Raw genomic sequence first — 22,453 nt, 5'->3', positions numbered from 1 at the left:
GCACCCCCTCACGCACCGCCGTCCCGGGGCCGGAACACCGGCATCGCCCAGCGCGGCGGCGGCGGCGCGGGGCCGCGGTGCGCCGCGGACCCGAGGGCTTCCGCGAGCGGCGTCGCCGGCCGGCCGGAGCCCGCCGCCCCGGCCGGCTCCGCCGCCTCCCCCGCCCTTCGCAGGGCCCCGGTGAACTCCAGGCAGTCGCCCCAGCGTTGCTCCGGCGACTTGGCCAGCGCCTTGCCCAGCACCTCGTCGACCGCCGCCGGCAGGTCGGGCCGCCGCGAGGTCACCGGAGGCGGCGGATCGAACTGATGGGCCCAGAGCAGGGCCATGTCCTCGTCACGCTGGAACGGCGGGGCTCCGGTGAGCATCTCCTGGACGACGCACGCCAGGCCGTACACGTCGCATCGCCCGTCGACCGGTTTGCCGGAGATCTGTTCCGGCGCCACGTAGTCGAGGGTCCCCACGAACTGCCCGACACTCGTGAACCCGGTCAGCGACAGCGATTTCTTCGTCAGCCCGAAGTCCGTCAGGTACACGTACTCGGGGTAGTCGCTGTCGGTGCCCTCCGCCACCAGGATGTTGCCCGGCTTCACGTCCCGGTGGACCAGGTCGTGGGCGTGGGCCGCGTCCAGTGCCGAGGCCACCTGGCCCGCGATGCGCGCCGCCCTGCGGACGGACAGCGGGCCCGTGCGGTCCAGCAGCGCCCGCAGGTCCTGCCCGGCGACGTAGCGCATCGCGATGTACAGCAGGCCGTCCGTCTCGCCCGCCTCGAAGACGGGCACGATGTGCGGGTGGTCGATGGCGGCCGCCACCTTCGATTCGTGGGTGAACCGCTGGCGGAACGTGTCGTTGCGGGCGAGTTCGGGCGCGAGCAGTTTCAGTGCCACCGTCCGGTCCAGCCGCAGGTCCAGTGCCTTGTAGACGACCGCCATCCCGCCGCGCCCGATCTCGCTCTCCACCCGGTACCCGGCGATCTGCTTGCCCCGCAGGTCGGAGGGCCGGCCGCCGGGCGGGCCGGCGGACATCACCGGTCGCCGCCCTCGGGGCTCTCCACCACCAGCGTCGACTCGTGCCCCGTGTCGTCGGGTTCACGTGCTCCTGCGTCGGCCACACCGCCGGCGTCCGGTGCGCCGGGCAGCGGCGCCCCGGCGGCGGAGCCCGGCCCCGAGACGACGGCGAAGGTGTCCGCCCGGCCGCCTTCGCCGTACAGCCACCGCCCGGCCGCCTCGTCGTAGAGCCACACCGCCTCCCCGTCGATCACCACGCCGGCCCGCAGTCCGCGCGTGCCCCTGCGGAAGGCCTCGGTGTCCGCACGTCCGGAGGCGAGTTCGTCGGCGGCCTTCCGGTAGCGCTCCAGCGCGTCGGCGCTGCGGGCGAGCAGCGGACGGGGGTCCTCGGTGCGCGCGAGGGGCCGGCCGGCCGTCGGCGGCGGCTGCGGCACGGCGACCAGGAGCCGGCCGTCCACCCACGCGGACCATCCGTTGGAGCACAGGACCTCGCCCCATTCGCCTTGCCGGGACAGCAGCTGTACGGGCAGGAAGGGGTCCAGGGCCGCGGTCGGCCGGGACACGTCCGGCGCCTCCCAGGCGGGCAGTCCGTCCTGGGGCACGACGTGCGTGGGCCGGAAGTCCGCGGCGTCGGCAGGGCTCGTCATCGAGGTCACCGGCTCTACTTCCGCATGAGGGCGGGCTCGTGCCGCCGCAGCAGCCGGGCGACCAGCAGCCCGAACAGCACGGACAGCGCCACCAGCATCCCGACGTCGAGCAGCCACACCCCGGCGGAGTGGGCGAACAGCGGGTCGTCGGTGATCTTGCCGGGCACGATCGCGCCGAGGCCGATGGTGCCCGCCATGGCGCCGAGCGCCCAGCGGGAGGGAACCAGCCAGGCCAGTTGCTGGATCACCGGTACGCCGTCCAGCCGGAGCAGGGCCCCGCAGAAGACCACCTGCACGATGGCGAGGAGGACCAGCAGCGGCATGGTGACCTCCTCCTTCCTGACCAGCGCGGAGATCAGCAGGCCGAGCATCATCGCGGTGAACGACAGCAGCGCGACGGCGATCGTGATCTCCACGAGCGGGGGCAGGAAGACCCCTTTGCCGCCGGGCGCGTTGGTCCCCACCCCGAGGAGCGCCACCAGCGTCAGCACCACGGCCTGTGCGACGGTGACCGTGCCCAGGACCACCACTTTCGACATCAGGTAGGCGGAGCGGGAGAGCCCCACGGCGCGCTCGCGCCGGTAGATGGTCCGCTCCTTGACGAGTTCGCGCACCGCGTTGGCGGCGCCGGTGAGCACGCCGCCCACGCTCAGGATGAGCAGGGCGTTGATGGCCGTCTCCTGGGTGAGGGAGCGGCCGGCCAGGGCGCGGGCCATCGCGCCCATCACGAACGGCAGGGCGACCATGACGGCGAGGAAGGTGCGGTCGGCGCTGAGCGCGGCCGCGTAGCGCCGCACCAGGGTCGACAGCTGCGCTCCCCAGCTCTGCGCCTTGGGCGGCGCGGCGGCATATCCGGCCGGCCCGCCGGGGGCGCCGTTCGCGGCGAGCGGGTGGCCGGGGACCTGGACGTACTTGCGGTACGGGGTCGAGGAGCGGTACTCGCCCGCCCAGTCCCGGTCCTGCTGGTTCTCGAAGGCTTCGAAGGCCTGCGGCCACTCCTCGAAGCCGAAGAAGCCGAGGGTCTCTCCGGGCGGTCCGAAGTAGGCGACACGGCCGCCGGGGGCGAGGACCAGCAGCCGGTCGCAGCCTTCCAGGCTGAGCACGCTGTGGGTGACCACGATCACGGTCCGGCCGTCGTCGGCGAGGCTGCGCAGCATCTTCATGACGGAGCGGTCCATGCCGGGGTCGAGTCCGGAGGTCGGCTCGTCGAGGAAGAGCAGGGAGGGCTTCGTCAGCAGTTCCAGCGCGACGGAGACCCGTTTGCGCTGGCCGCCGGAGAGGGTGTGGATGGGCTGGTCGGCGCGCTGCGCGAGACCGAGTTCCCGGATCACCTCGTCCACCCGGGCCTGCCGCTCCGCCTTGGCGGTGTCCTGCGGGAAGCGCAGTTCGGCGGCGTAGGTCAGGGCGCGGCGGACGGTGAGCTGGGCGTGCAGGATGTCGTCCTGCGGGACGAGGCCGATGCGGCTGCGCAGCTCGGCGTAGTCGCGGTAGAGGTCGCGTCCGTCGTAGAGGACGGTGCCGTGGTCGGCGGGGCGCAGCCCGGTGAGCGCGCCGAGCAGCGTCGACTTGCCGGCGCCGCTGGGGCCGACGACCGCGAGGAGGCACTTGGCGCCGACGGGGAAGGAGACGTGGTCGAGCAGGACCTTGCGGCCGCGGTCGACGGCGACGGCGAGGTCCTGGACGTCGAGGGTGATCTCGCCGGTGTCCACGTACTCCTGGAGCTGGTCGCCGACGAGGCAGAAGGCGCTGTGTCCGATGCCGACGATGTCGCCGTCGGCGACGCGCGCCCGGTCGACGGGGACGCCGTTGAGGTAGGTGCCGTTGTGGCTGGCGAGGTCGGCGATCTCGTAGGTGCCGTCGGGCAGGGCGCGCAGTTCGGCGTGGTGGCGCGAGACGACGAGGTCGTCGACGACGAGGTCGTTGTCGGGGGCCCGGCCGATGCGGACGGTGCGCGCGGGTCGCGGCCGCACGGAGGTGGGCCGGTGGAAGGTGGCGGACCGGCCGGGGTCCGAGACGGAGGACGGGCGGCCCGGCGTGCGCCGGGGGGCGGCGCCGAGGAGGACGGCGCGGGGGCCGTCCTCGGCGCTGCCGAAGCGCAGTTCGCTGCCGGGTCCGACGCTCCACTCGTGCACGCGGTGGCCGTCGGCCCAGGTGCCGTTGGTGCTGCCCTCGTCCTCGACCGTCCAGTGGTCGCCGTCGGGGCGCAGGACCGCGTGGTGCCAGGAGACGCGGGCGTCGTCGAGGCAGATCTCGCAGAGGGGGTCGCGTCCGACGTGGTAGGTCCGGCCCGGGCTGATCGGGGTCGAGCCCCGGGCGGTCTCCAGCACGAGTTCGGGTGCGGCCGGCGCACCGGGTCGCGAGGCCATGGTCAGATTTTCCCACGATCCGACCGGCGCGGCATAGCCGCAGGTCAGCGGCCCGTTATGGGTAATGACAACGGTCCCCGTTGCAGCCTTTGCCGATGCACGGAAGGTGCGTTTCACTTGCGGCGTCGAAACCGAACAAACGGGGGACGCCATGACCGGGCACGAGCACGGACACGAGCACGACCACGCCGGGGATTCCGGGCACGGCGGCCACGCCGGGCACAGCCACGGTGTGGCCGCGGACGCCGACCGGCGCTGGCTGGCGATCGCCCTCGGCCTGATCGGCGGCTTCATGGCCGTCGAGGTGGTCATCGGCGTCCTGGCCCACTCCCTGGCACTGATCTCCGACGCCGCGCACATGCTGACCGACGCGGTCTCGATCGTGCTCGCGCTGATCGCCATGCGGCTCGCCGCCCGCCCGGCGCGCGGCGGCTTCACGTACGGCCTCAAGCGGGCGGAGATACTTTCCGCCCAGGCGAACGGGCTGACGCTGCTGCTGCTGGCGGTGTGGCTGGCGTACGAGGCGGTGCGGCGGCTGATCGATCCGCCGCCGGTGGAGGGCGGTCCGGTCCTGGTGACGGCGCTGGCGGGCATCGTCGTCAATGTGGCGGCGGCCTGGTGCATCTCGAAGGCGAACCGGAACTCCCTGGCCGTCGAGGGCGCCTACCAGCACATCCTGAACGACCTGTTCGCCTTCATCGGGACCGCGGTGGCCGGTCTGATCGTGCTGACCACCGGTTTCCGCCAGGCCGACTCGATCGCCTCGCTGGTCGTGGTGGTGCTGATGGTCAAGGCGGGCTACGGCCTGGTCCGCGAGTCGGGCCGGATCTTCCTGGAGGCCGCTCCGGCGCACATGGACCCGGACGCGGTCGGCGACCGGCTCGCCGGGCACCCGCCGGTGACCGAAGTGCACGACCTGCACATCTGGACGATCACCTCCGGCCAGGCGGCACTCTCCGCGCACGTGCTGGTCGAACCGGCCGGTGACTGCCACGCCGTCCGGCGGGACCTGGAGCGGCTGCTGGCCAAGGAGTACGGGGTCACGCACACCACCCTCCAGGTGGACCACGTCGCGGAGGCCCTGCTCTCGGTCGGCCGGGCCGGCGAGGACCCCGAGCCCGGCGACCCGCACTGCGCGGACGCGCACGGCCCGGTCCACCGGGCCGGCCCGCACGATCACTGACGGACCGCGCGGCGGGGCATACATGAGCGCATGACGCAAAAGCGCAGCGCCGGCCTGCTGCTGTTCCGCGGGGCCGGCGCCGGGGTCGAGGTACTGCTGGGCCACATGGGCGGCCCCCTGTGGGAGCGGCGCGACGCGGGGGGCTGGGCGATCCCCAAGGGGGAGTACGGCCCGGACGAGACACCGCTGGACGCGGCCCGCCGCGAGTTCACCGAGGAGATCGGCCTCCCGCCGCCGGAAGGCCCGTACCTGCCGCTCGGGGAGATCCGGATGGCGGGCGGGAAGCTGGTGACGATCTGGGCGGTACGCGCCGACCTCGATCCGGCGCTGATGGTGCCCGGCACCTTCACCATGGAGTGGCCTCCGCACTCGGGCCGGCGGGCCGAGTTCCCGGAACTGGACCGGGTGGCCTGGTTCACTCCCCCGGTGGCCAGGAACAAGTTGATCCCAGGTCAAGTCCCCTTCCTGGAACGCCTGTTGGCGCTTTCAGAGGGTTGACCCGACCTTGACTTGCCAACAAACCCCGCGCGCATGGACATTGCACATATGACGAACGTCGTGCTGGTGGGAACCCTGGACACCAAGGGTGTCGAGTACGGCTGGCTGCGCGAGAGGCTGCTGCGCGCCGGCGTCGAAGTGATCACGGTCGACACAGGAATCATGGGCGAGCCCCGAATACCCGCGCAGGTACCGCGTGAAGCGGTCGCACGGGCGGCGGGAACGGAACTGGAGCAACTGCGGGCGGCGGGCGACCGGGGCGCCGCCGTCACCGCCATGGCCGAGGGCGCCGAGGCGACGCTGTTGCGCCTGCACGCGGAGGGCCGGCTCCACGGGGTCCTCGCGATCGGCGGCAGCGGCGGGACCTCCCTCGCCACCCGGGCGATGCGCGCACTGCCACTGGGCGTACCGAAGCTGATGGTCTCCTCCATGGCCTCCGGCGACGTGGCCCCGTACGTGGGATCAGCGGACATCACGATGATGTACAGCGTCGTGGACATAGCGGGGATCAACAGCGTCTCCGCCCCGGTGCTGGCCAATGCGGTGGAGGCCATCGCCGGCATGGCCAAGGGGTACGCCCGGGCCGCGCTGGAGCGCCGCCGCCCGGGCCGGCCGGGGGCGGGCTCACCGCCGCTGGTCGCCGCGAGCATGGCGGGCGTCACCACGGCCGGCGTGGACGCGGCCCGGGAGCGGCTGACCGAACTCGGCTACGAGGTGCTGGTGTTCCACATCAGCGGCAGCGGCGGCCGCACCCTGGAGAAACTGGCCGGCCAGGGGGTGTTCGCCGGCGTCCTCGACCTCACCCTCGGCGAGCTCGCCGACGACATGTGCGGGGGCATCCTCACCGCCGGCCCCGACCGCCTCAGCGCGGCCGGCCGGGCCGGGGTCCCGCAGGTGGTGAGCCTCGGCGCGCTGGACATGGTGAAGTTCGGCCCGCTCGAGACCCTGCCCGAACGGGTCCGCTACCGCCGGGTCCGCGTCCACAACCCGTCGATCACCGTCATCCGTACGACCGCGGCCGAGTGCGCGGAACTCGGCCGCCGGGTCGCCGCGAAGCTCCGGGCGGCGACCGGCCCGACGGAAGTGTGCGTCCCACTGCGCGGACTGTCGACGCTGGGCGCGCCCGGCGGCCCCTACCATGACCCCGGCGCGGACCGGGCCCTGTTCACGGCGCTGCGCGACGGATTGCGGGGCAGCGCCGCCCTGCTGCACGACTACGACACCCACATCAACGATCCGTCCTTCGGACGGGCCGCGGCGGAGCGGCTGCACGCCCTGATCGGAGCGGAACGGGCCGCGGCGTGACGAGCTGACCCACCCGCCCGGGCCCTGCTTCGAAACACCCCCTGCGGCAGGGAACCGGCCATGGCGAAAACCGTGTCCCAGGGGGTGCCGGCCGCACGGACCGGCGCTGGGACACGGTGGGGCCATGGAGGGGGAACGATGAACGACGCGTGGACGGTTCCCGGGTACACGCCGGTCCGGGAACTGGGTGCGGGCGGGAGCGGCCGGGTGGTGCTGGCGGTCCACGAGGCCACGGGCACGCCGGTCGCGGTGAAGTACCTCAGCGAACGGCTGCGCGACGACCCCGCCTTCGTCCGGGAGTTCCGGGCGGAGGCCCGGCTCCTCGGCGGACTGCGCTCCCCGCACGTGGTGGCGTTCTACGAGTACTGCGAGTACACGCAAGGGCCCGGCGGCGCCGCCATCGTGATGGAACTCGTCGACGGGATCTCACTGCGCGCCCTGCTCAAGCAGTCCGGCGCGGGCACGGAGCCGGAGGCCGCCCTGGTACTGCTCAAGGGCTCGCTGCTGGGGCTGGCCGCCGCGCACCGCGAGGGGGTGGTGCACCGGGACTACAAACCGGAGAACGTACTGGTCGGTGCGGACGGTTCCTCGAAACTGGTGGACTTCGGGATCGCGACCGGACGCGGGGCCACCCCGGGCGTCGCGGGCACGCCGGCGTACATGGCGCCCGAGCAGTGGCAGGGCCGGCCGGCCTCCCCCGCGGCCGACGTGTACGCGGCGACGGCGACGTTCTTCGAGTGCGTGACCGGACACAAGCCATTCCCCGGGACGAACTTCGCGGAGCTGGCGGTCCAGCACGTGGAGGCCCCGGTACCGGAGACCGAGGCGCCCGAGCCGGTGCGCCCGCTGATCCGCCGGGGCCTGGCCAAGGCGCCGGAGCAGCGGCCGGAGAACGCCGAGGCGTTCGTGGCGGAGCTGGAGGAGGTGGCGCTGGCGGGGTACGGGCCGCACTGGGAGGAGCGCGGGCAGCGCAAACTGGCGGCCCTGGCGGCGCTGCTGCCCCTGCTGTTCCCGTCGGCGGGAGCCGCCGCGGCCGGCACCACGGCGCTCGCGACGACCGTGCTGCCGCCCACGCCGGCGAGCTGGGCGCCCGGGCGGCGCGGAGCGCTGGCGGCGGCCGCCGTGGTGGTGATCGGGGCGATGCTGCTGTTCACGTACGAGGCCGTCGCCGGGGAGTCCGGCGGCGCGGCCACGCTGAGCGCGTTCGCGACGTCGAGCGCCGGGCCGCCCGGTGGTGGCGGGCCCGGGCCGGGCGCCCCGGTGTCCGCGACGCCCTCGGCGTCGGCGTCGCCCTCGCCGTCCGTGTCCGTCTCCCCCACGGCCTCGGCTTCGCCGTCGGTGACACCGAGCCCGACGCCCACTCCGACTCCCACACCGACGCCGACACCGACGCCAACACCGACGAAGCCGACCCCCACCGTGAAGCCGAGTCCGTCGGTCACCGTCTCCGGGGTGAAGGCCACGCTGCTGACCAGCCCGAGCACCGGACAGGTGAGCGTCTCTCTGGATGTGAAGGGGGGACCGGCGACGGTGGTGCTGGAGTGGTTCCTCGGCAACGGCGACTCCGACCTGCGCGTCGCCGACGGCACGGACTCCGTCGCGGTCCAGGCCGGGGCGGCGACCGTGGACAGGGCCCACGCTTTCACCCGCAGGGCGGGCTGCTACCTGAGCGTCCGCGTCACCACGACGCCCTCGTCCGGCAGCGTCACCGTCTCGAAGCTGATCCCCAGGTGCCAGGAGCCGCCGCGATGAGCGATCCCCACGCCCCCGAGGGCGACGACTACAGCGCCACGGTCCTCGGCACCCACTGGTTCAGCGGCCCGCCCGAGCAGCCGGACGGCACCGGACGGCCGGACTTCCCCACCCCTCGGCATGACAACACCCGGCAGCACGACACGCCTGCGCTCGACACCCGCAGGCTCGACACGCCCGTGCTCGACACGCCGCAGACCGTCCCCGGCGCCGCCCCCGACCGGGTCGACGGGCCGGTGCTGCGGTTCGGCCCCGGCGTCACGGCGGCGATGCCCGCGCCGTTCCCGGTGACGGTGCCTGCCGCGGTTCCGGGCCGCCGCCCGGGGCAGTGGCGGCGCTACACCCTGGCCGCCGTGGTCCTGGCCGGGGTCCTCGCCTACCTGGGCTGGCAGCGGTTCGGTCCCGCCCTCGCGGTCCGGGACGTAGCGGTGACCACCGACCCCAAGGGGCCGGGCTGTGATGCGGCCGCGGACGTGCTGGCCGTCGTACGGACCAACGGGCGCCCGGGCACACTCACCTACCACTGGGAGCGCAGCGACGGCACCCGCTCGGAGCAGCTGACGGAGCGGGTACCGAGCGGACGCAAGGAGGCCCGGCTGCACCTGCTGTGGACCTTCCAGGGAGTCGGCACCTACGCCGCGCGCGCCGAGCTCCGGCTCGACTCGCCCGGGCAGCGCGCCGGGGCCGTCGGGTTCACCTACCGCTGTCGGGCATAGGGGATGTCCTTGCGCGGGTGGGCCCGCGGCCGCTCGGGGAGGAGCGGCCGCGGGCCGACCTGGCCGGCCTGTCCGTGGCAGGCACGTCTGTGAGGCCCCTGTGCGTCCGTGGCGAACGGGCGGCCGGGCGGGTCAGAAGCGGGCGTGCGCCGTGATGTCCGCCGCGAACTCCCCCGTCATCGCCGGGGTCACCGTCGGCCTGCACTGCGCGACCGCCGCCAGGTAGTCACCGGTGCCCGCGCCCAGTTGTGCGGCGCCTGCGCCCCGCGCGCCCACCGCCTCGAGGTCCCGCTCGAAGGACACCTGCGCCGCGATGCGCGCCGCGTGCTCGATGTCCGCCGGGGTGAACAGTTCGGTCGCCTCCACCAGCGCCGCCACGTCGACGTCCGGGCGCCCGGACGTGTACCGGGACCAGATCGCGGCGCGCGCCCCGGCGTCCGGGGTGCCGATCGGGATCAGGTAGTCGAAACGCCCCGGCCGCAGGAAGGCGGGGTCCAGGGAGCGGATGGAGTTGGTGGCGCAGACCAGCAGCCGCTCGTCGCCCTCCCGGAAGCCGGGTATCAGCTTGAGCAGCTCGTTCGTGACCCCGTGGATGCCGCCGGGTTGCGCGGGCTCGGTCCGTACGGGCGCGATCTCCTCGACCTCGTCGATGAAGACGAGGACCCGCTCCAGCTCGGCGATCCGGGCGAAGGCGTCGCGCAGCGCGGCCGCCAGGTTGCCCTCGTCGGCGAGGCGGGAGGGCAGCAGCTCCACGAAGGGCCAGCCCAGGCGGGAGGCGATGGCGCGGGCGAAGGTGGTCTTGCCGGTCCCGGGCGGCCCGAAGAGGGTGATCGCGCGCGGCGGCCGCACCCCGTGCGCGGCTGCCCGTTCGGGCTCGGCGAGCGGGAGGACCACGCGGCGCTCGATGAGGTCCTTCTCCTTCTCCATCCCGGCGACCTTGCCCCACAGGTCATTGGGGAGGAAGCGGCCGCCGAGGTCGTCGAGGAGACCGGCGGCCGGCCCGTGCAACGGTTCGGTCTTCTCGAAGTAGGCGACGGCCGGCTGGCGCGTGTATCCGGCGTTGAGCAGGCCCTCGCCGAGCAGGTCCTCCTCGGGCAGGACGTAGGCGATCCGCCCGACGCGGGCGGCGATGAGCCGCCGCTCCAGTTCGACGAGCAGCGCGCTGGCCAGCCCGCGGCCCCGCCAGCCCGCGGCGATCGCGATGCGCATCACCCAGGCGCGTTCGCCGGTGACGCAGGCGAGGGCCGCGCCGATCGGGACGCCCTGGTGGACGGCGACCACACAGGGCTGCCGGTCGGTGAGCGCGCCGATGCACTCGGCGAGCGAGAACACGGACTCCTGGCCGAGCTCCGCCGTGGTGTCGATCAAGTGGACGACAGCGGCGAGATCGCTCTCGCGGTAGTCGTGGATCAGCCAGTTCACCGGGTACCGCCCCTCGTTCGTGCTCCTGCGGCGAGGCTAGGGGCGTCCGGGCCCCGCGCTCACGCTCCGCGGTGCACAACACCGGCCCCGGAAACCGTCCGCGTCGTCCATAGACTCGCGCTTCCCGGTCCGAAGGCCGTTGCCTCCCCTGCCGAGGATTCGCGCCTCTCCGCCGGAGGACCCACGCCTTCCGACCGCGGCGCATGCCGGAAATGGGTGCCGTTTCCGCACTTCCGAGACGTCCGGTCCGGGATTCACAGCGGATTCTTATGGAATCGGGGGCTGTGGCCACAGGCTCGCTGGGCAGGCTCAGGTGCATGATCCGCCGCATGCTCCCCAGACAGGCCGCCCCCGTCGGCTCCTCCCGCGTCCGGCGGGCGTCCCGGGTCCTGCTCGCGCTGGCGGCGATGGCCGCGCTGCTGAGCGTCGATCTGCCGGACGCCGGGGCCGCCCCGCCGCTCGGCGTCACCGCGCAGGCGGAGCCCGGCACGGCCGTCGACCGGGTGGGCGCCCTGTTCGCGGGAGGGCTGGACGGGGGCCACTTCTGCAGCGCCGCCGTGGTGCACAGCGACGACCGGAGCGTGATCGCCACCGCGGCGCACTGCCTGGACAACCCGGACAGCACGGTGTTCGCGCCCGGCTACCGGGACGGCAAGGCCCCGTACGGGCTGTGGAAGGTCACCAGCGTGTACGTGTCCCCGCGCTGGACGCAGGGGCGCGACCCGGACGAGGACATCGCCTTCGCTTCGGTCACCCCGGTGACGGGGTCGGGGCAGGTCGAGGACCTGGTGGGCGGCTTCCCGGTGGACCCCGAGCAGCCGGCGGACGTGACGGTGACGGTCGTCGGCTACCCGAGCAGTGACGAGTCGCCGCTGCGCTGCACCAACGCCACGAGCCTGTTCTCGCCGACGCAGCGCCGCATCGACTGCCCCGACCTCAGCGGTGGCACGAGCGGCAGCCCCTGGCTGGCGAACGGCGCCGTGGCCGGGGTCCTGGGCGGCTACGAGGACGGCGGCCTGGTCCCGGAGGTGTCGTACAGCGCGGTGATGGACGACCAGGCCCTGGAGCTGTACCGCGAGGCGGCGGTCGCGGGCTAGGCCGGCCCCGGAAGAGACGACCTAGGCCCCGTCGGCGGGCCGGAACCAGGTCGGTTCGTCCCGCAGGGCGCGCTGGACGCGCTGCACGGCGAAGGGCTCGAGCGGCGGCAGGGCGTCCGCCGGGAACCAGCCGACTTCCAGCAGCTCGCCGTCGTGCGGCCGGGCCTCGCCGCCCGTGGCACGGCAGCGGAAGGTGATGTCCTGGAACTGGCAGACGTCACCGTTGGGGTAGGTGATCGGTTCGAGCATCTCCACGAGCACGACCCGCTCGGGGACGCAGCGTACGGCCGTCTCCTCGTACACCTCGCGCACCGCCGTGACGGCGGGTTGTTCGCCCGGTTCGGCGATGCCGCCGATCACCGACCACAGGCCGGTGTCGGCGCGCCGGCCGAGCAGGATCCGGTCGCGGTCGTCGACGACGATGGCGGTGACCCCGGGCAGCAGGAGCAGCAGGTGCCCGGCGCCGGCTTCACGGACCGCGCGTATGTAGTCAGGGGTGGTCATGGCCCCGACCCTACGAGACGCCCCGCGCACACCCGCGTCATGCGGCCCGGCGGGCGCGAACCCGGCGGGTCAGCACCCAGCCCAGCCCGCCGGCGGCCGCCAGGAGCAGCGCGTACTCGGGCAGCGGTCCGAGCCTGGTGGCCGGGGTCTGGGTCGAGCGCAGCGGGATTTCGGCGACCAGCGCGTCGGCGGTGAACATCTTCGTCTGCTGGACGACCTCGCCGTCGGGCCGGATGACGGCGCTGACCCCGCTGGTGACGGGGACCAGCACGGTCCGGCTGTGTTCGACGGCCCGGACCCGGTCCATGGCGAGCTGCTGGTAGGTCATCTCGGTCCGGCCGAAGGTGGCGTTGTTGCTCGGTACGGCGATGACCTGGGCGCCGGCCTGGACGGTGGAGCGGACGGCGTCATCGAAGGCCGCTTCGTAGCAGGTGACCATCCCCGCCCGGGTACCGGCCATGTCGAAGACGCCGGGTTCCTTGCCGGGGCCGAAGTCACGGCGTACGCGGTCCACGTCCTTGCTGAAGATCCGGACGAAGGACCGCATCGGCATGCGCTCGCCGAACGGCTGGATCTTGCGCTTGTCGTACGTCGCGGTCGGGCCCTTGACCGGGTCCCAAAGGATCATCGTGTTGCGCAGCGGGCCGGTCGGCGGCTCCAGTACGGAGCCGATGGCGACGGGCACGCCGATCCGCTTGACGGCGTGGTCGATGACGTCGTGGGCGTCCTGCTCGGCGAAGGGGTCGATGTCGGAGGAGTTCTCCGGCCAGACGACGAAGTCGGGCTGCCGGGCGCGGCCGGCCACGACGTCGTCGGCGAGCTGGAGGGTGCGGTTGGCGTGGTTGTCGAGGACGGCGCGGCGCTGGGCGTTGAAGTCGAAGCCGGCGCGGGGGACGTTGCCCTGGATGACCGCGGCCACGGCCGTGCCGTCCTCGGCGGCGTCGGAGACCAGTGGCCGCGCCGCCAGGGCCGCCCCGACGGGCAGGGCGACGGTGAAGGCGGCGAGCGCTGCGGTGGTACGGCGCGGCTGGGCGCGGACGGTGCGCCAGGCCTCGTACAGGCCGAATCCGCACAGGGCGACCGCGAAGGAGAGCAGCGGGGTGCCGCCCAGCGCGGCGAGCGGCAGGAAGAAGCCGTCGGCCTGGCCGAAGGCGAGCTTGCCCCACGGGAAGCCGCCGAAGGGCGCCCGGGCGCGCAGGGCCTCGCCGGCGATCCACAGGGCGGAGGCCCACAGGGCGCGGCCGGGAAGCGTGTCGACGAGGGCGATGCCGAGGCCCGTGAGACCGAAGATCAGCGCTTCGAGGGTGACGAGGGCGATCCAGGGGACGGGGCCGACGCCCTCGCTGGTCCAGACGAGCAGCGGGAGGAGGTAGCCCAGCCCGAAGACGAAGCCGAGGCCGAATCCGGCCCGGGCGCGACGCCCGCGCAGGCAGCCGGCCAGCAGGGCGAGGGCGAGGGGGGCCAGCCACCACAGGGGGCGGGGCGGGAAGCTGAGGTAGAGCAGGACCCCGGCGAGCGCGGCGAGCGCCGCCCGGACCGGCCAGGCGCCCCGGAGGCGGCCGAGGCCGCGGGCGCCGCTCGCCGGTGCGGTGGACTGCGCGGGCTCGTTCCCGGCCGCTCGGGTGACACTGGTGCTCATTTGGCGGAGTGTACGTCCCCTGCGCGCGGCAGTCCTCAGGGACTCAGTGCGCCAGAGCGCGCAGGTGGGTGCGGATGACCCGGACGGCGTTCTCGGCGTCGTCGACCGTGACGGTGAACAGCTTCCCGTCGTCCAGGCGCAGCTCGACGCCCTCACCGCGGCGGACGATGACGGCGGTCCCCCTCTCGGGGCGCCACCGGTAGCCCCATCCGCCCCAGTGCTGGGGGGTGATCTTGGGCACGAACTCGGCGGAGGCCACCTCGGCGAGCCGGATGGTGCGGCGGGGCAGCCCGATGTGGCCGCAGCGCACCTCCACGGCCTGGGAGTCGACGGTGACGGCCACGTGGACGAAGGCGAGGGTGCCGAAGAGGATGAGCAGCCCGGCCGCGAGGCAGCCGATCACGGACATCAGCAGCGGCGCCGTCCCGGAGGTCCAGCCGGGGTCGACGGCGAGTTCGACGCCGAGCGCCAGGCATGCGGCGCCGGCCGCGGCGAGCAGCCACTGCGCGCGGTTGGATGCGCGGCCCGTCCAGAGCGGACCCGGGGGGTGACCCGTCATGTGTGCAGCGTACTCACCTCGCCCGCCCGCGCCCCTCGACACGGCCCTGCCTCCCCCTGCGTGCCTGCCCCGGGAGCAGCCCGACCACGGCATCGCGCAACGCCGGGCGGCGGCCGGTGACGATCCGGTGCAGGGTCCGGGAGGCGAAGGCGACGCGCTGGGCGCTGCCCCGCCGCTCTCCCTCGTACGCCCGTAGGGCGGCGGGGCGCCCCGCCGCCCTGCTGCGGGCAGTGGCCGAACAGTGCCCGGAGCAGTACCGGGCCGTCGCAGCCGCCCTCACGGGAGGCGGGGCGCGCCCCGTGGACCGGGACGGGCTCGCGGCGTTCCCGGCCGTTCTGCTGCGTGATGTCGCCGGGCCGGGGCGTCCGCGCGTCCTGGCGGGCGCGATCCCCCTCGTCGGCCCGCCCCAGACCCTCGCCGCGGCGGGGCTCGACGACCCGGACGCCTTCATGCGCGACCTGCTGTGCAGCCCCGTACCCCGGCGCCACCTCGTGACGGCCCTCCTGGACCGCGCCGTGGGCGGGCGGCGATCCCGGACGAGTGGCGGGGCCGCTGCGCGTGCCACTGCCCGGGTACGCGGGCGGCCGGGGTGCCGGCTCAGCGGCTCGCCGGGGCAGGCCGGGGCTCGGGGGTCAGCTCCAGACGGCGACCCCGGAAGGCGCTGCGGAGCCGCCGGTCGTGGGTGACCAGGACCAGGGTTCCGGTGAAGTCGGCCAGCGCCGCTTCCAGTTCCTCCACCACGGCCGGGGCCAGGTGGTTGGTCGGCTCGTCGAGGAGCAGCACGTCCAGCGGGGCGCTCACCAGCCGGGCCAGTTCCAGCTTGCGGCGCTGTCCCGCGGAAAGGTCCCGGACGGGGCGGGTCAGGTCGGGCGGGGCCAGCAGGCCGAGGGCGGCGACCTGGTCCGCGTACTGCGGGCCGGACAGCTCCGTGACGGAGCGGGCCTCCCGCCCCAGGGGGTCGTCCTGACGCAGCAGGCCGACGCGCGGGGGCGTGCGCACGCAGCCGCGCCCGGGGGTGAGCTCGCCCGCGAGGAGGTGCAGCAGCGTGGACTTCCCCGCCCCGTTGGGCCCCGTGACCAGGAGCCGCTCCCCGGGTTCGAGCCGGAAGGAGGTCGGCGCGAGCCGTCCCGGCACGGCGAGCCCGTCGGCCTCCACCACGCCCGCGGCGCCCGCCGTGAACCGCCCGGTGAAGCGGAGCGGGCTGGGGGGCGGCGGCACCGGGTTCTCGGTCAGCCGGTGCAGGCGTTCGCGGGCGGTCCGGATCCGGCCGGCCGCGCCGTGGGTGCGCGAGCGGGCCCGGAACGCGCCGGCCCCGCTGAAACCGCGCGGGAGTTTGCGCGGGATCGCGGCGAAGCGGCCGATGTTGGTGTCGGCGAGGCGTTGCGCGTCCCGGATCTGCTCGCGCCACTGCTCGTACTGCCGCTCCCAGCGGGCGCGTTCGGCGGCGCGGCCGGTCAGGAACCCGGCGTACCCGTTGCCGTACCGGCGTACGGTGCGGCGGTCCTGGTCGACTTCCAGGATGGCGGTGGTGACGCGGTCCAGGAAGAGCCGGTCGTGGGTGACGGCGACGACGGTGCCGCGGTGGGCGCGCAGGTGGTCTTCCAGCCAGCCGACGGCTTCGTCGTCGAGGTCGTTGGTCGGCTCGTCCAGCAGGAGCAGCTCCGGTTCGGCGGCCAGGGTCGCGGCGAGGGCCAGGCGTGAGCGCTGCCCGCCGGAGAGGGTGCCGAGCCGCCGGTCCGGATCGGGCGCGGTGCGCTCGCCGAGCCGGCGCAGGGTGGTCGCCACGCGCCGTTCGGCGTCGGGGCCGCCGCGGGACTCGTAGGCGGTGAGGAGGTCGGCGTACGCGGCGAGTTCCTCGGGGCCGGCCTGCCGGAGCCCTGCTTCGGCGGTGCGGATCCGGCGCTCCAGCTCGCGCAGTTCGGCGAGCGCGAGGCCGATCGCGTCGCGGACGCGGGCGGTCGGGGGCAGGTCGAGGGTCTGGGCGAGGTGGCCGACCCCGCCGGGCGCGGTGACGGTGACCTGTCCGTGGTCGGGGCGCTCGCGGCCGGCGAGGAGCCGGAGCAGCGTGGACTTGCCGGAGCCGTTGTCGCCGACGACGCCGACCCGCTCACCGGGCCGGACCGTGAGGCTGACGCGGTCCAGTACCACCCGGGCGTCGTAGGCCTTCGTGACCTCGGACAGGACGATCTGGGTGGAGGCGAGTGGGGCGGGAGTACGCAAGGGCGATTCCTCCATGGGGCGGGGCGGGCCGCTGTGGATCCGTTCGGAGACCGACAAGCGACACGAGACGTATCGTCTCGTTCTATCCTCCACCCTACCCACGGGCCATCGGGAAGGCGACTCGATATGTCCCTCGGCGGAAGGGGTCCCGGAGCTACGCCACCGGGTTCTCGACCAAGGTGACCCGATTGCCGTCGGGGTCGTGGACGGCGGCGAACCGCACCTTCTCGGCGCCCGGCTGGACCTCCCCCGCGGCGATGCCGCGACCGGCCAGCTCGTCAAGCGCCTGGTCCAGGTCGTCCACGACGAGGTTGAGCAGGGTCGTCCCGGCGTGCTCGGGCGACCGGAAGACCTGCACCCAGGCGGACGGGGAAACGTGCCAGTCGGCGAGGCCGTCCATCGGCCGCGCATCGGCCGGCCTGCCCATGAGGCGCTCGTACCAGAGCACGGCGGATTCGAAGTCACTCACCGGGGCCACGGCGAGTACGTGGGTGAAAAACATGTCCTGCCGCCCTTCGCTGCGGGAATTGCCGTCTGTCTGTCGACTCTCCCCGGACCGGGAACTCATCGGCGACGCGGCACGCCGTGCGCCCGGGCCCGGCCCGTCCCCACACCGGCACGGCCCCGGACCGGCCCCGGGTCAGTGCGCGAGGGGCGCGCCCTCGGCGAGCAGGCGGCCTTCGGCGTATCCGAGGGCGGCGGCGGGCAAGGGGCCCTGCCGCCCGCCGAGCAGCACGGTCAGGCCGCCGGTCCGGGGCAGGTCCGGCTCGGGGCGGGCGCCGATGCGGCGCAGCGCCTGTACGGCGACCGCCTCGGCGGAGCCGTGGAAGACGAGCTCGGCGCCGCCGGTCCGCTCGGCGAGGGCGGCCCGGATCGGCGTCTCGACCAGCTCGTAGTGGGTGCAGCCGAGTACGACGTCGGTGACGTCGGCCGGGGTCAGCGCGGCGGCCGCGGCGACGGCCCGCACGACGGCGTCCTCGTTCCCGCGCTCGACGGCGTCCGCGAGGCCGGGGCAGGGCACCTCGGTGACCTGGGCTCCGGCGGCGAACGCTTCGATCAGCCCGCGCTGGTACGGGCTGCCGGTGGTGGCGGGAGTCGCCCAGATCGCGACCCGGCCGCCCGAAGCCGCGGCCGGCTTGATCGCGGGGACGGTCCCGATGACCGGGATGGCCGGCTCCAGCGCCGCGCGGAGCGCGGGCAGGCTGTGGACCGAGGCGGTGTTGCAGGCGACGACCAGGGCGTCCGGACGGTGCTCGGCGGCCGCCCGGGCGACGCCGAGGGCCCGCCCGGTGAGGTCGGCGGGAGTACGCGGCCCCCAGGGCATCCCCTCGGGGTCACACGACAGCAGCAGATCGGCGTCGGGCCGCAGCCGTCGCATCGCGGCGGCCGCCGCGAGGAGGCCGATTCCGGAGTCCATGAGGGCGATCTTCACCTGGTCACCTTAATCGACGCGGCCCTCCGCCTCCGCGACGCCGCCCGCACCGGCGCCCGGCGGCCCGCACTTACCGGCCCCTCCCGGCCCGCAGGTACCGGTTCCTTCCGACCGGCGACCGCCCCGCGACCCGCACCTCGAAGCAGCGCCCCACCTGCCCCGCCCGGATCCCCGCACCGCCGACGGCACCCCGCACGCGGCGACCCGGCGCGCAGGTACCGATGCCCGGATGGGCGGGTGCGCCACCCGGCGCGCACGTACGGATGCGTGGATGCGCGACACGGCCCCTCCCGTTCGGCACACTGCGCCCATGGGCATCCTCCTCGCCGCCGCCTGTGCCTCCCTCGCCGCCTGGCTCTGGCTCACTCTCGCCCAGGGCATGTTCTGGCGCACCGACGTCCGCCTCCCCCCGCGCACCGCCCCCGCCCGCTGGCCTTCCGTCGCCATCGTCGTCCCGGCCAGGGACGAGGCGGAGGTGCTCCCCCGCAGCCTCCCCTCGCTCCTCGCCCAGGACTACCCCGGCGCCGCCGAGGTGATCCTGGTCGACGACGGCAGTACGGACGGCACCTCCGAACTCGCCCGGCGCCTGGCCGGGGAACTCCCGGGGCTGCCCCTGACCGTCGTCTCCCCCGGCGCCCCCGAGCCCGGCTGGACCGGAAAGCTCTGGGCCCTGCGGCACGGCATCGCGCACGCCCGTACCGCCCGCCCCACCGAACCGGAGTACCTGCTGCTCACCGACGCCGACATCGCGCACGAGCCGGACAGCCTGCGCGAGCTCGTCGCCGCCGCGACCTCCGCCCGCCTCGATCTCGTCTCGCTGATGGCCCGGCTGCGGGTGGCCACGTTCTGGGAGCGGCTCGTCGTACCGGCCTTCGTGTACTTCTTCGCGCAGTTGTACCCCTTCCGCCGGATCAACCGCCCGGGCGGGCGGACCGCGGCCGCCGCCGGCGGCTGTGTGCTCCTTCGTACGGAGGCCGCCGTCCGCGCCGGGGTGCCCGACTCGATCCGGCAGGCCGTGATCGACGACGTCTCCCTCGCCCGCGCCGTCCGGCGCTCCGGTGGCCGGATCTGGCTCGGGCTGGCGGAGCGGGTGGACAGCGTGCGCCCGTACCCGGCGCTGGGCGACCTGTGGCGGATGGTCTCGCGGAGCGCCTACGCCCAACTGCGCCACCAACCGCTGCTGCTGGCGGGGACGGTGGCCGGGCTCGTGCTCGTCTACCTCGTGCCGCCGGCCGCCCTGTTCGCCGGGCTCTTGCTGGACCGCCCGCCCGTCGCCTGGGCGGGGGGCCTGGCCTGGCTGCTGATGGCCGGAACCTATCTGCCGATGCTGCGGTACTACCGTCAGCCCGCCGCCCTCGCGCCGCTGCTTCCGTTCACGGCGCTGCTCTACCTCCTGATGACCGTCGATTCGGCCGTCCTGCACTACCGCGGCCGCGGCGGCGCCTGGAAGGGCCGTACCTACGCCCGGCCCAGCGACGCCTGACCCCTCTCGGACCGGCTGAAGGAGCGTCATACGAGGTCAGGCCGCAGAAGCGCGCGTGGTGACGCTGCGTCAAGGCCAAGTACGTGCAACCCCCAACCGGTGGGTACGAGTAGGAACAAGATGGGGTGGAAGTCGCGAATCGTGCACGTGAACGTGAAGTGAAAGCTGTGGCCCTGACCTGGGAATATGCAGGTCAGGGCGGGGTTGACGGCACCTTGCTATGGACCCCGTGAAGCCGTGGGCTTAACTTAGGTCCCATGACCTCCCCCCGCTCCACTTATGGCGGCGGTTACTACTCCGCGCCCTCCTTCCCGGACACCCCCATCTACGATTCCCTCGTCGCCGAACGCGGCACTCCGCAGATCGCCCCGATCCGCGTTCCGGCCGCCTACGACACCCCCGGTTCCGGTTATTCGAGCGGTGGGTACCTGCCGGCCCTCCCGTCCGCCCTGCCCGCCCTCCCGGCGGCGCCCTCGATGCCCCAGCAGCAGAGCGCCCCGGCGTACGGGTACCCCTACCAGCAGCAGGCCGCCCCGCAGATGCAGATGCCCGTGCCGCTGCAGAACGCACCCGCGCCGTACGTGCCCCAGCAGCAGCCGGTCGGCGCCCGCGCCGGGTACGCCCCCCAGCCGCAGCAGCCCCGGCCGGTCCCGACCGGCGCCGGGTACGAGGCGATGCGCCCGGCCGCCCCGCGCCCGATGCAGGCGCCCGTGCAGGCCCCCTCGTACGAGGACCCGTACGGCCGCCCCTACCAGGGGCGCGGCTACTAGGCCGCGGCCGACGGAGCACGGCCGCGGCGGCTGACCCCCGCGCGGCCCTGTGGGAAGAGGTGCCGGGTGCCGCGGGGGCGGCTACTGGCAAACTGCACTCATGTCGAACCTGTACGTCCAGTCGCTCCACGTCTACCCCGTCAAGTCGATGGCGGGGATCGCACCCGCCGAAATGGCCGTGGAGCCCTGGGGGCTCTCCGGTGACCGCCGGTGGGCCGTGATCGACATCGAGGGCGCGGTCATCACCCAACGCCAGCAGGCCCGCCTGGCGTTGGCATCTGCACGTCCGCTGGAGGACGGCCGGGTGGCGCTTTCGGCGCCGGGCGCGGCGGATCTGGTCGTGGAGGTGCCGGAGCCGGGTCCGCTGGAGCCGGTCGTCCTGTTCGGTAAGAAGATCGAGACCGTGGTCGCGTCGACGGCCGCGGCCGACTGGCTCTCCGCGTACCTCGGCCTTCCCGCCCGTCTCGTGTACCTGGACGATCCCTCCGTACGCCGCCCCGTGGACCCGGACTACGCACTGCCGGGCGAGACGGTGAGCCTCGCGGACGCCTATCCGCTGCTGGTCACGACCCTCGCTTCGCTGGACGCCCTCAACGCGCTGATAGCCGAGGGCAGCCACCCGGAGGAGGGGCCGCTGCCGATGGACCGCTTCCGCCCGAGCCTGGTCGTGGCCGGCGCCGAGGCGTGGGCCGAGGACGGCTGGCGGCGCATCGCCATCGGGGACGCCGTGTTCCGCGGGGTGCGCGAGTGCGGACGGTGCATCGTCACGACCACCGACCAGTCGACCGCGGAACGCGGCAAGGAACCGTTGAAGACGCTGGCCAGGCACCGGCGGATCGGGAAGTCGCTGGCGTTCGGCCGGCAGGTGGTGCCGGTGACGCTGGGAACGGTGCGCGTGGGCGACGAGGTCCGCGTTCTGGAATAACACCTTCGAGGGGCTCCGCCCGCCCGCCGGAACCAGCGGGCACCACGGCGCCGTTGGATCATTCGAGACGTGCGGGCAAGGGCACGGACGGGGCACGGGGGAACGTGCTCCGGACGGGGCCCTGGGCCGGGTGCGCATGTCTCTCGCGTTCCGGCATGCGCGTCCGCCGGGCATGCGGGAAGCTGGGACGGGAGCAGGCGGAGGCGAGGGGGTGCCGGACCGTGTGGACAGCAGTGGGTGTGTGGCGTTGGCGGCGCAATCCGCTGCGCCGCAGAACTGATCTTTTCGAAGCGTGGCTGGCGCTTGCCGCGGCGGTGTGCGTCCTGGTGATCGCACCGGCCGTAGGCTGGCTCGCGGGCGCGAGGGTGGACGATACGCTGCAGCGCGCCGTGCACGAGCAGCGGCAGGAGCGGTACCTCGTCCCGGCGGTGGTGCTCCGGCCGGCCCAGGCCACGCCCGGGGGCGGCGTCGCCGCCGACAAGTCGGCGGGGCCGCAGACACCGCAGCGGACCCGGATCCTCGCCTCGTGGACGGCGCCGGACGGCAGCATCCACCAGGGGACGGTTCCGGCCGCCGAGGAACCGCCCAGGGCCGGTGACCGGTTCCGGATATGGACGGACACCAGCGGCCGGCTCGTGGGGCAGCCGCTCGCGGCGTCCGCCGCCTCGTTCCACGCCGTGATGGCCGGCCTGGCCGCCGCCCTGGGCGTGGCCGCGCTGGTGGAGACGGTCCGGCGGCTGATCGTACGGCGGCTCATGCACCGGCGGTACATACGCCTGGACCGGGCGTGGGCGGCGGTCGGGCCGGATTGGGGCCGGGCGGACGCGGGCAGCTGACCTGGCAACCCACCAGCCCCGCGCGCGCTACGGTGGACCGGGCAGGCCGGCCGCCGGGCGACTCCGGCGGTGACTGCCGCACGCGAGGACGAGGG

General features: G+C 74.3%; 20 protein-coding genes. 10 read left to right on the top strand and 10 right to left on the bottom strand.

Annotated elements, in window-relative coordinates; genetic code table 11:
• Positions 1 to 8: 8 nt before the first annotated feature.
• From OG861_RS27455 to OG861_RS27445, 3 genes are read right to left on the bottom strand one after another with little or no spacing between them, the layout of a single operon-like run.
• Positions 9 to 1,022, bottom strand: coding sequence for a serine/threonine-protein kinase (locus OG861_RS27455; RefSeq protein WP_330261884.1), 1,014 nt, complete (start codon positions 1,020 to 1,022; stop codon positions 9 to 11).
• Positions 1,022 to 1,651, bottom strand: a complete 630-nt coding sequence (locus tag OG861_RS27450) for a hypothetical protein (RefSeq protein ID WP_329201987.1) — start codon at positions 1,649 to 1,651, stop codon at positions 1,022 to 1,024. The genes OG861_RS27455 and OG861_RS27450 overlap by 1 nt, the downstream gene beginning before the upstream one ends.
• A 14-nt stretch (positions 1,652 to 1,665) precedes the next feature.
• On the bottom strand, positions 1,666 to 4,017 hold the full coding sequence (locus tag OG861_RS27445) for an FHA domain-containing protein (protein WP_329193070.1): 2,352 nt from the start codon (positions 4,015 to 4,017) through the stop codon (positions 1,666 to 1,668).
• 151 nt (positions 4,018 to 4,168) lie between these two features.
• On the opposite strand from OG861_RS27445, the gene OG861_RS27440 reads away from it, so the two are divergent.
• The 5 genes from OG861_RS27440 (at position 4,169) to OG861_RS27420 (ending at position 9,471) form a co-directional block, all read left to right on the top strand.
• Positions 4,169 to 5,200, top strand: a complete 1,032-nt coding sequence (locus OG861_RS27440; RefSeq protein WP_329193072.1) for a cation diffusion facilitator family transporter — start codon at positions 4,169 to 4,171, stop codon at positions 5,198 to 5,200.
• Between the two features lie 30 nt (positions 5,201 to 5,230).
• Positions 5,231 to 5,698: an NUDIX domain-containing protein gene (locus tag OG861_RS27435; RefSeq protein WP_329193074.1), complete on the top strand. Its 468-nt coding sequence runs from the start codon at positions 5,231 to 5,233 to the stop codon at positions 5,696 to 5,698.
• A 48-nt stretch (positions 5,699 to 5,746) separates the two neighbouring features.
• Positions 5,747 to 7,003 (top strand): Tm-1-like ATP-binding domain-containing protein, encoded by a 1,257-nt coding sequence (locus tag OG861_RS27430; RefSeq protein ID WP_329193076.1) that lies wholly within the window; start codon positions 5,747 to 5,749, stop codon positions 7,001 to 7,003.
• Positions 7,004 to 7,141: 138 nt separating this feature from the next.
• Complete coding sequence (locus OG861_RS27425) at positions 7,142 to 8,755, top strand: serine/threonine-protein kinase (RefSeq protein ID WP_329193078.1); 1,614 nt, start codon at positions 7,142 to 7,144, stop codon at positions 8,753 to 8,755.
• On the top strand, positions 8,752 to 9,471 hold the full coding sequence (locus OG861_RS27420) for a hypothetical protein (RefSeq protein WP_329193080.1): 720 nt from the start codon (positions 8,752 to 8,754) through the stop codon (positions 9,469 to 9,471). Before OG861_RS27425 ends, OG861_RS27420 begins: the two co-directional genes overlap by 4 nt.
• A gap of 132 nt (positions 9,472 to 9,603) precedes the next feature.
• On the opposite strand, the gene OG861_RS27415 is transcribed toward OG861_RS27420, so the two are convergent.
• Positions 9,604 to 10,893, bottom strand: coding sequence for an ATP-binding protein (locus tag OG861_RS27415; RefSeq protein ID WP_329193082.1), 1,290 nt, complete (start codon positions 10,891 to 10,893; stop codon positions 9,604 to 9,606).
• Between the two features lie 329 nt (positions 10,894 to 11,222).
• Here OG861_RS27415 and OG861_RS27410 point away from each other — a divergent pair, with 329 nt between their 5' ends.
• The gene (locus OG861_RS27410; protein WP_329193084.1) at positions 11,223 to 11,990 is read left to right on the top strand and encodes a trypsin-like serine peptidase; all 768 of its coding nucleotides are present in this window, start codon (positions 11,223 to 11,225) and stop codon (positions 11,988 to 11,990) included.
• Positions 11,991 to 12,011: 21 nt separating this feature from the next.
• On the opposite strand, the gene OG861_RS27405 is transcribed toward OG861_RS27410, so the two are convergent.
• The 6 genes from OG861_RS27405 to OG861_RS27380 all read right to left on the bottom strand — a co-directional run bounded on the left by OG861_RS27405 (position 12,012) and on the right by OG861_RS27380 (position 18,344).
• Positions 12,012 to 12,494, bottom strand: coding sequence for an NUDIX hydrolase (locus OG861_RS27405; RefSeq protein WP_329193086.1), 483 nt, complete (start codon positions 12,492 to 12,494; stop codon positions 12,012 to 12,014).
• A 37-nt stretch (positions 12,495 to 12,531) separates the two neighbouring features.
• Positions 12,532 to 14,133 carry an apolipoprotein N-acyltransferase gene (lnt, locus tag OG861_RS27400; protein ID WP_329193087.1) on the bottom strand — a complete coding sequence of 534 codons (1,602 nt, stop codon included), beginning with the start codon at positions 14,131 to 14,133 and terminating at the stop codon, positions 12,532 to 12,534.
• Between the two features lie 43 nt (positions 14,134 to 14,176).
• Positions 14,177 to 14,692 carry a hypothetical protein gene (locus tag OG861_RS27395; protein ID WP_329193089.1) on the bottom strand — a complete coding sequence of 172 codons (516 nt, stop codon included), beginning with the start codon at positions 14,690 to 14,692 and terminating at the stop codon, positions 14,177 to 14,179.
• Between the two features lie 597 nt (positions 14,693 to 15,289).
• Positions 15,290 to 16,927: a ribosomal protection-like ABC-F family protein gene (abc-f, locus tag OG861_RS27390; RefSeq protein WP_329201989.1), complete on the bottom strand. Its 1,638-nt coding sequence runs from the start codon at positions 16,925 to 16,927 to the stop codon at positions 15,290 to 15,292.
• Between the two features lie 139 nt (positions 16,928 to 17,066).
• The gene (locus OG861_RS27385; protein WP_329193090.1) at positions 17,067 to 17,414 is read right to left on the bottom strand and encodes a VOC family protein; all 348 of its coding nucleotides are present in this window, start codon (positions 17,412 to 17,414) and stop codon (positions 17,067 to 17,069) included.
• Between the two features lie 138 nt (positions 17,415 to 17,552).
• Positions 17,553 to 18,344 carry a glutamate racemase gene (locus tag OG861_RS27380; protein ID WP_329193091.1) on the bottom strand — a complete coding sequence of 264 codons (792 nt, stop codon included), beginning with the start codon at positions 18,342 to 18,344 and terminating at the stop codon, positions 17,553 to 17,555.
• Between the two features lie 310 nt (positions 18,345 to 18,654).
• Here OG861_RS27380 and OG861_RS27375 point away from each other — a divergent pair, with 310 nt between their 5' ends.
• From OG861_RS27375 to OG861_RS27360, 4 genes are all read left to right on the top strand, one after another.
• Complete coding sequence (locus OG861_RS27375) at positions 18,655 to 19,827, top strand: glycosyltransferase (RefSeq protein ID WP_329193092.1); 1,173 nt, start codon at positions 18,655 to 18,657, stop codon at positions 19,825 to 19,827.
• Positions 19,828 to 20,084: 257 nt separating this feature from the next.
• Positions 20,085 to 20,597, top strand: coding sequence for a DUF6643 family protein (locus OG861_RS27370; RefSeq protein ID WP_329193094.1), 513 nt, complete (start codon positions 20,085 to 20,087; stop codon positions 20,595 to 20,597).
• Positions 20,598 to 20,697: 100 nt separating this feature from the next.
• On the top strand, positions 20,698 to 21,522 hold the full coding sequence (locus OG861_RS27365; protein WP_329193096.1) for an MOSC domain-containing protein: 825 nt from the start codon (positions 20,698 to 20,700) through the stop codon (positions 21,520 to 21,522).
• A gap of 155 nt (positions 21,523 to 21,677) precedes the next feature.
• Positions 21,678 to 22,358 carry an Rv1733c family protein gene (locus tag OG861_RS27360; RefSeq protein ID WP_443056441.1) on the top strand — a complete coding sequence of 227 codons (681 nt, stop codon included), beginning with the start codon at positions 21,678 to 21,680 and terminating at the stop codon, positions 22,356 to 22,358.
• Positions 22,359 to 22,453 lie beyond the last annotated feature (95 nt).

Origin of the sequence: Streptomyces sp. NBC_00539, assembly GCF_036346105.1 — a bacterium.
Classification (GTDB): Bacteria; Actinomycetota; Actinomycetes; order Streptomycetales; family Streptomycetaceae; genus Streptomyces.
This window is presented reverse-complemented; position numbering and strand designations above follow the sequence as displayed.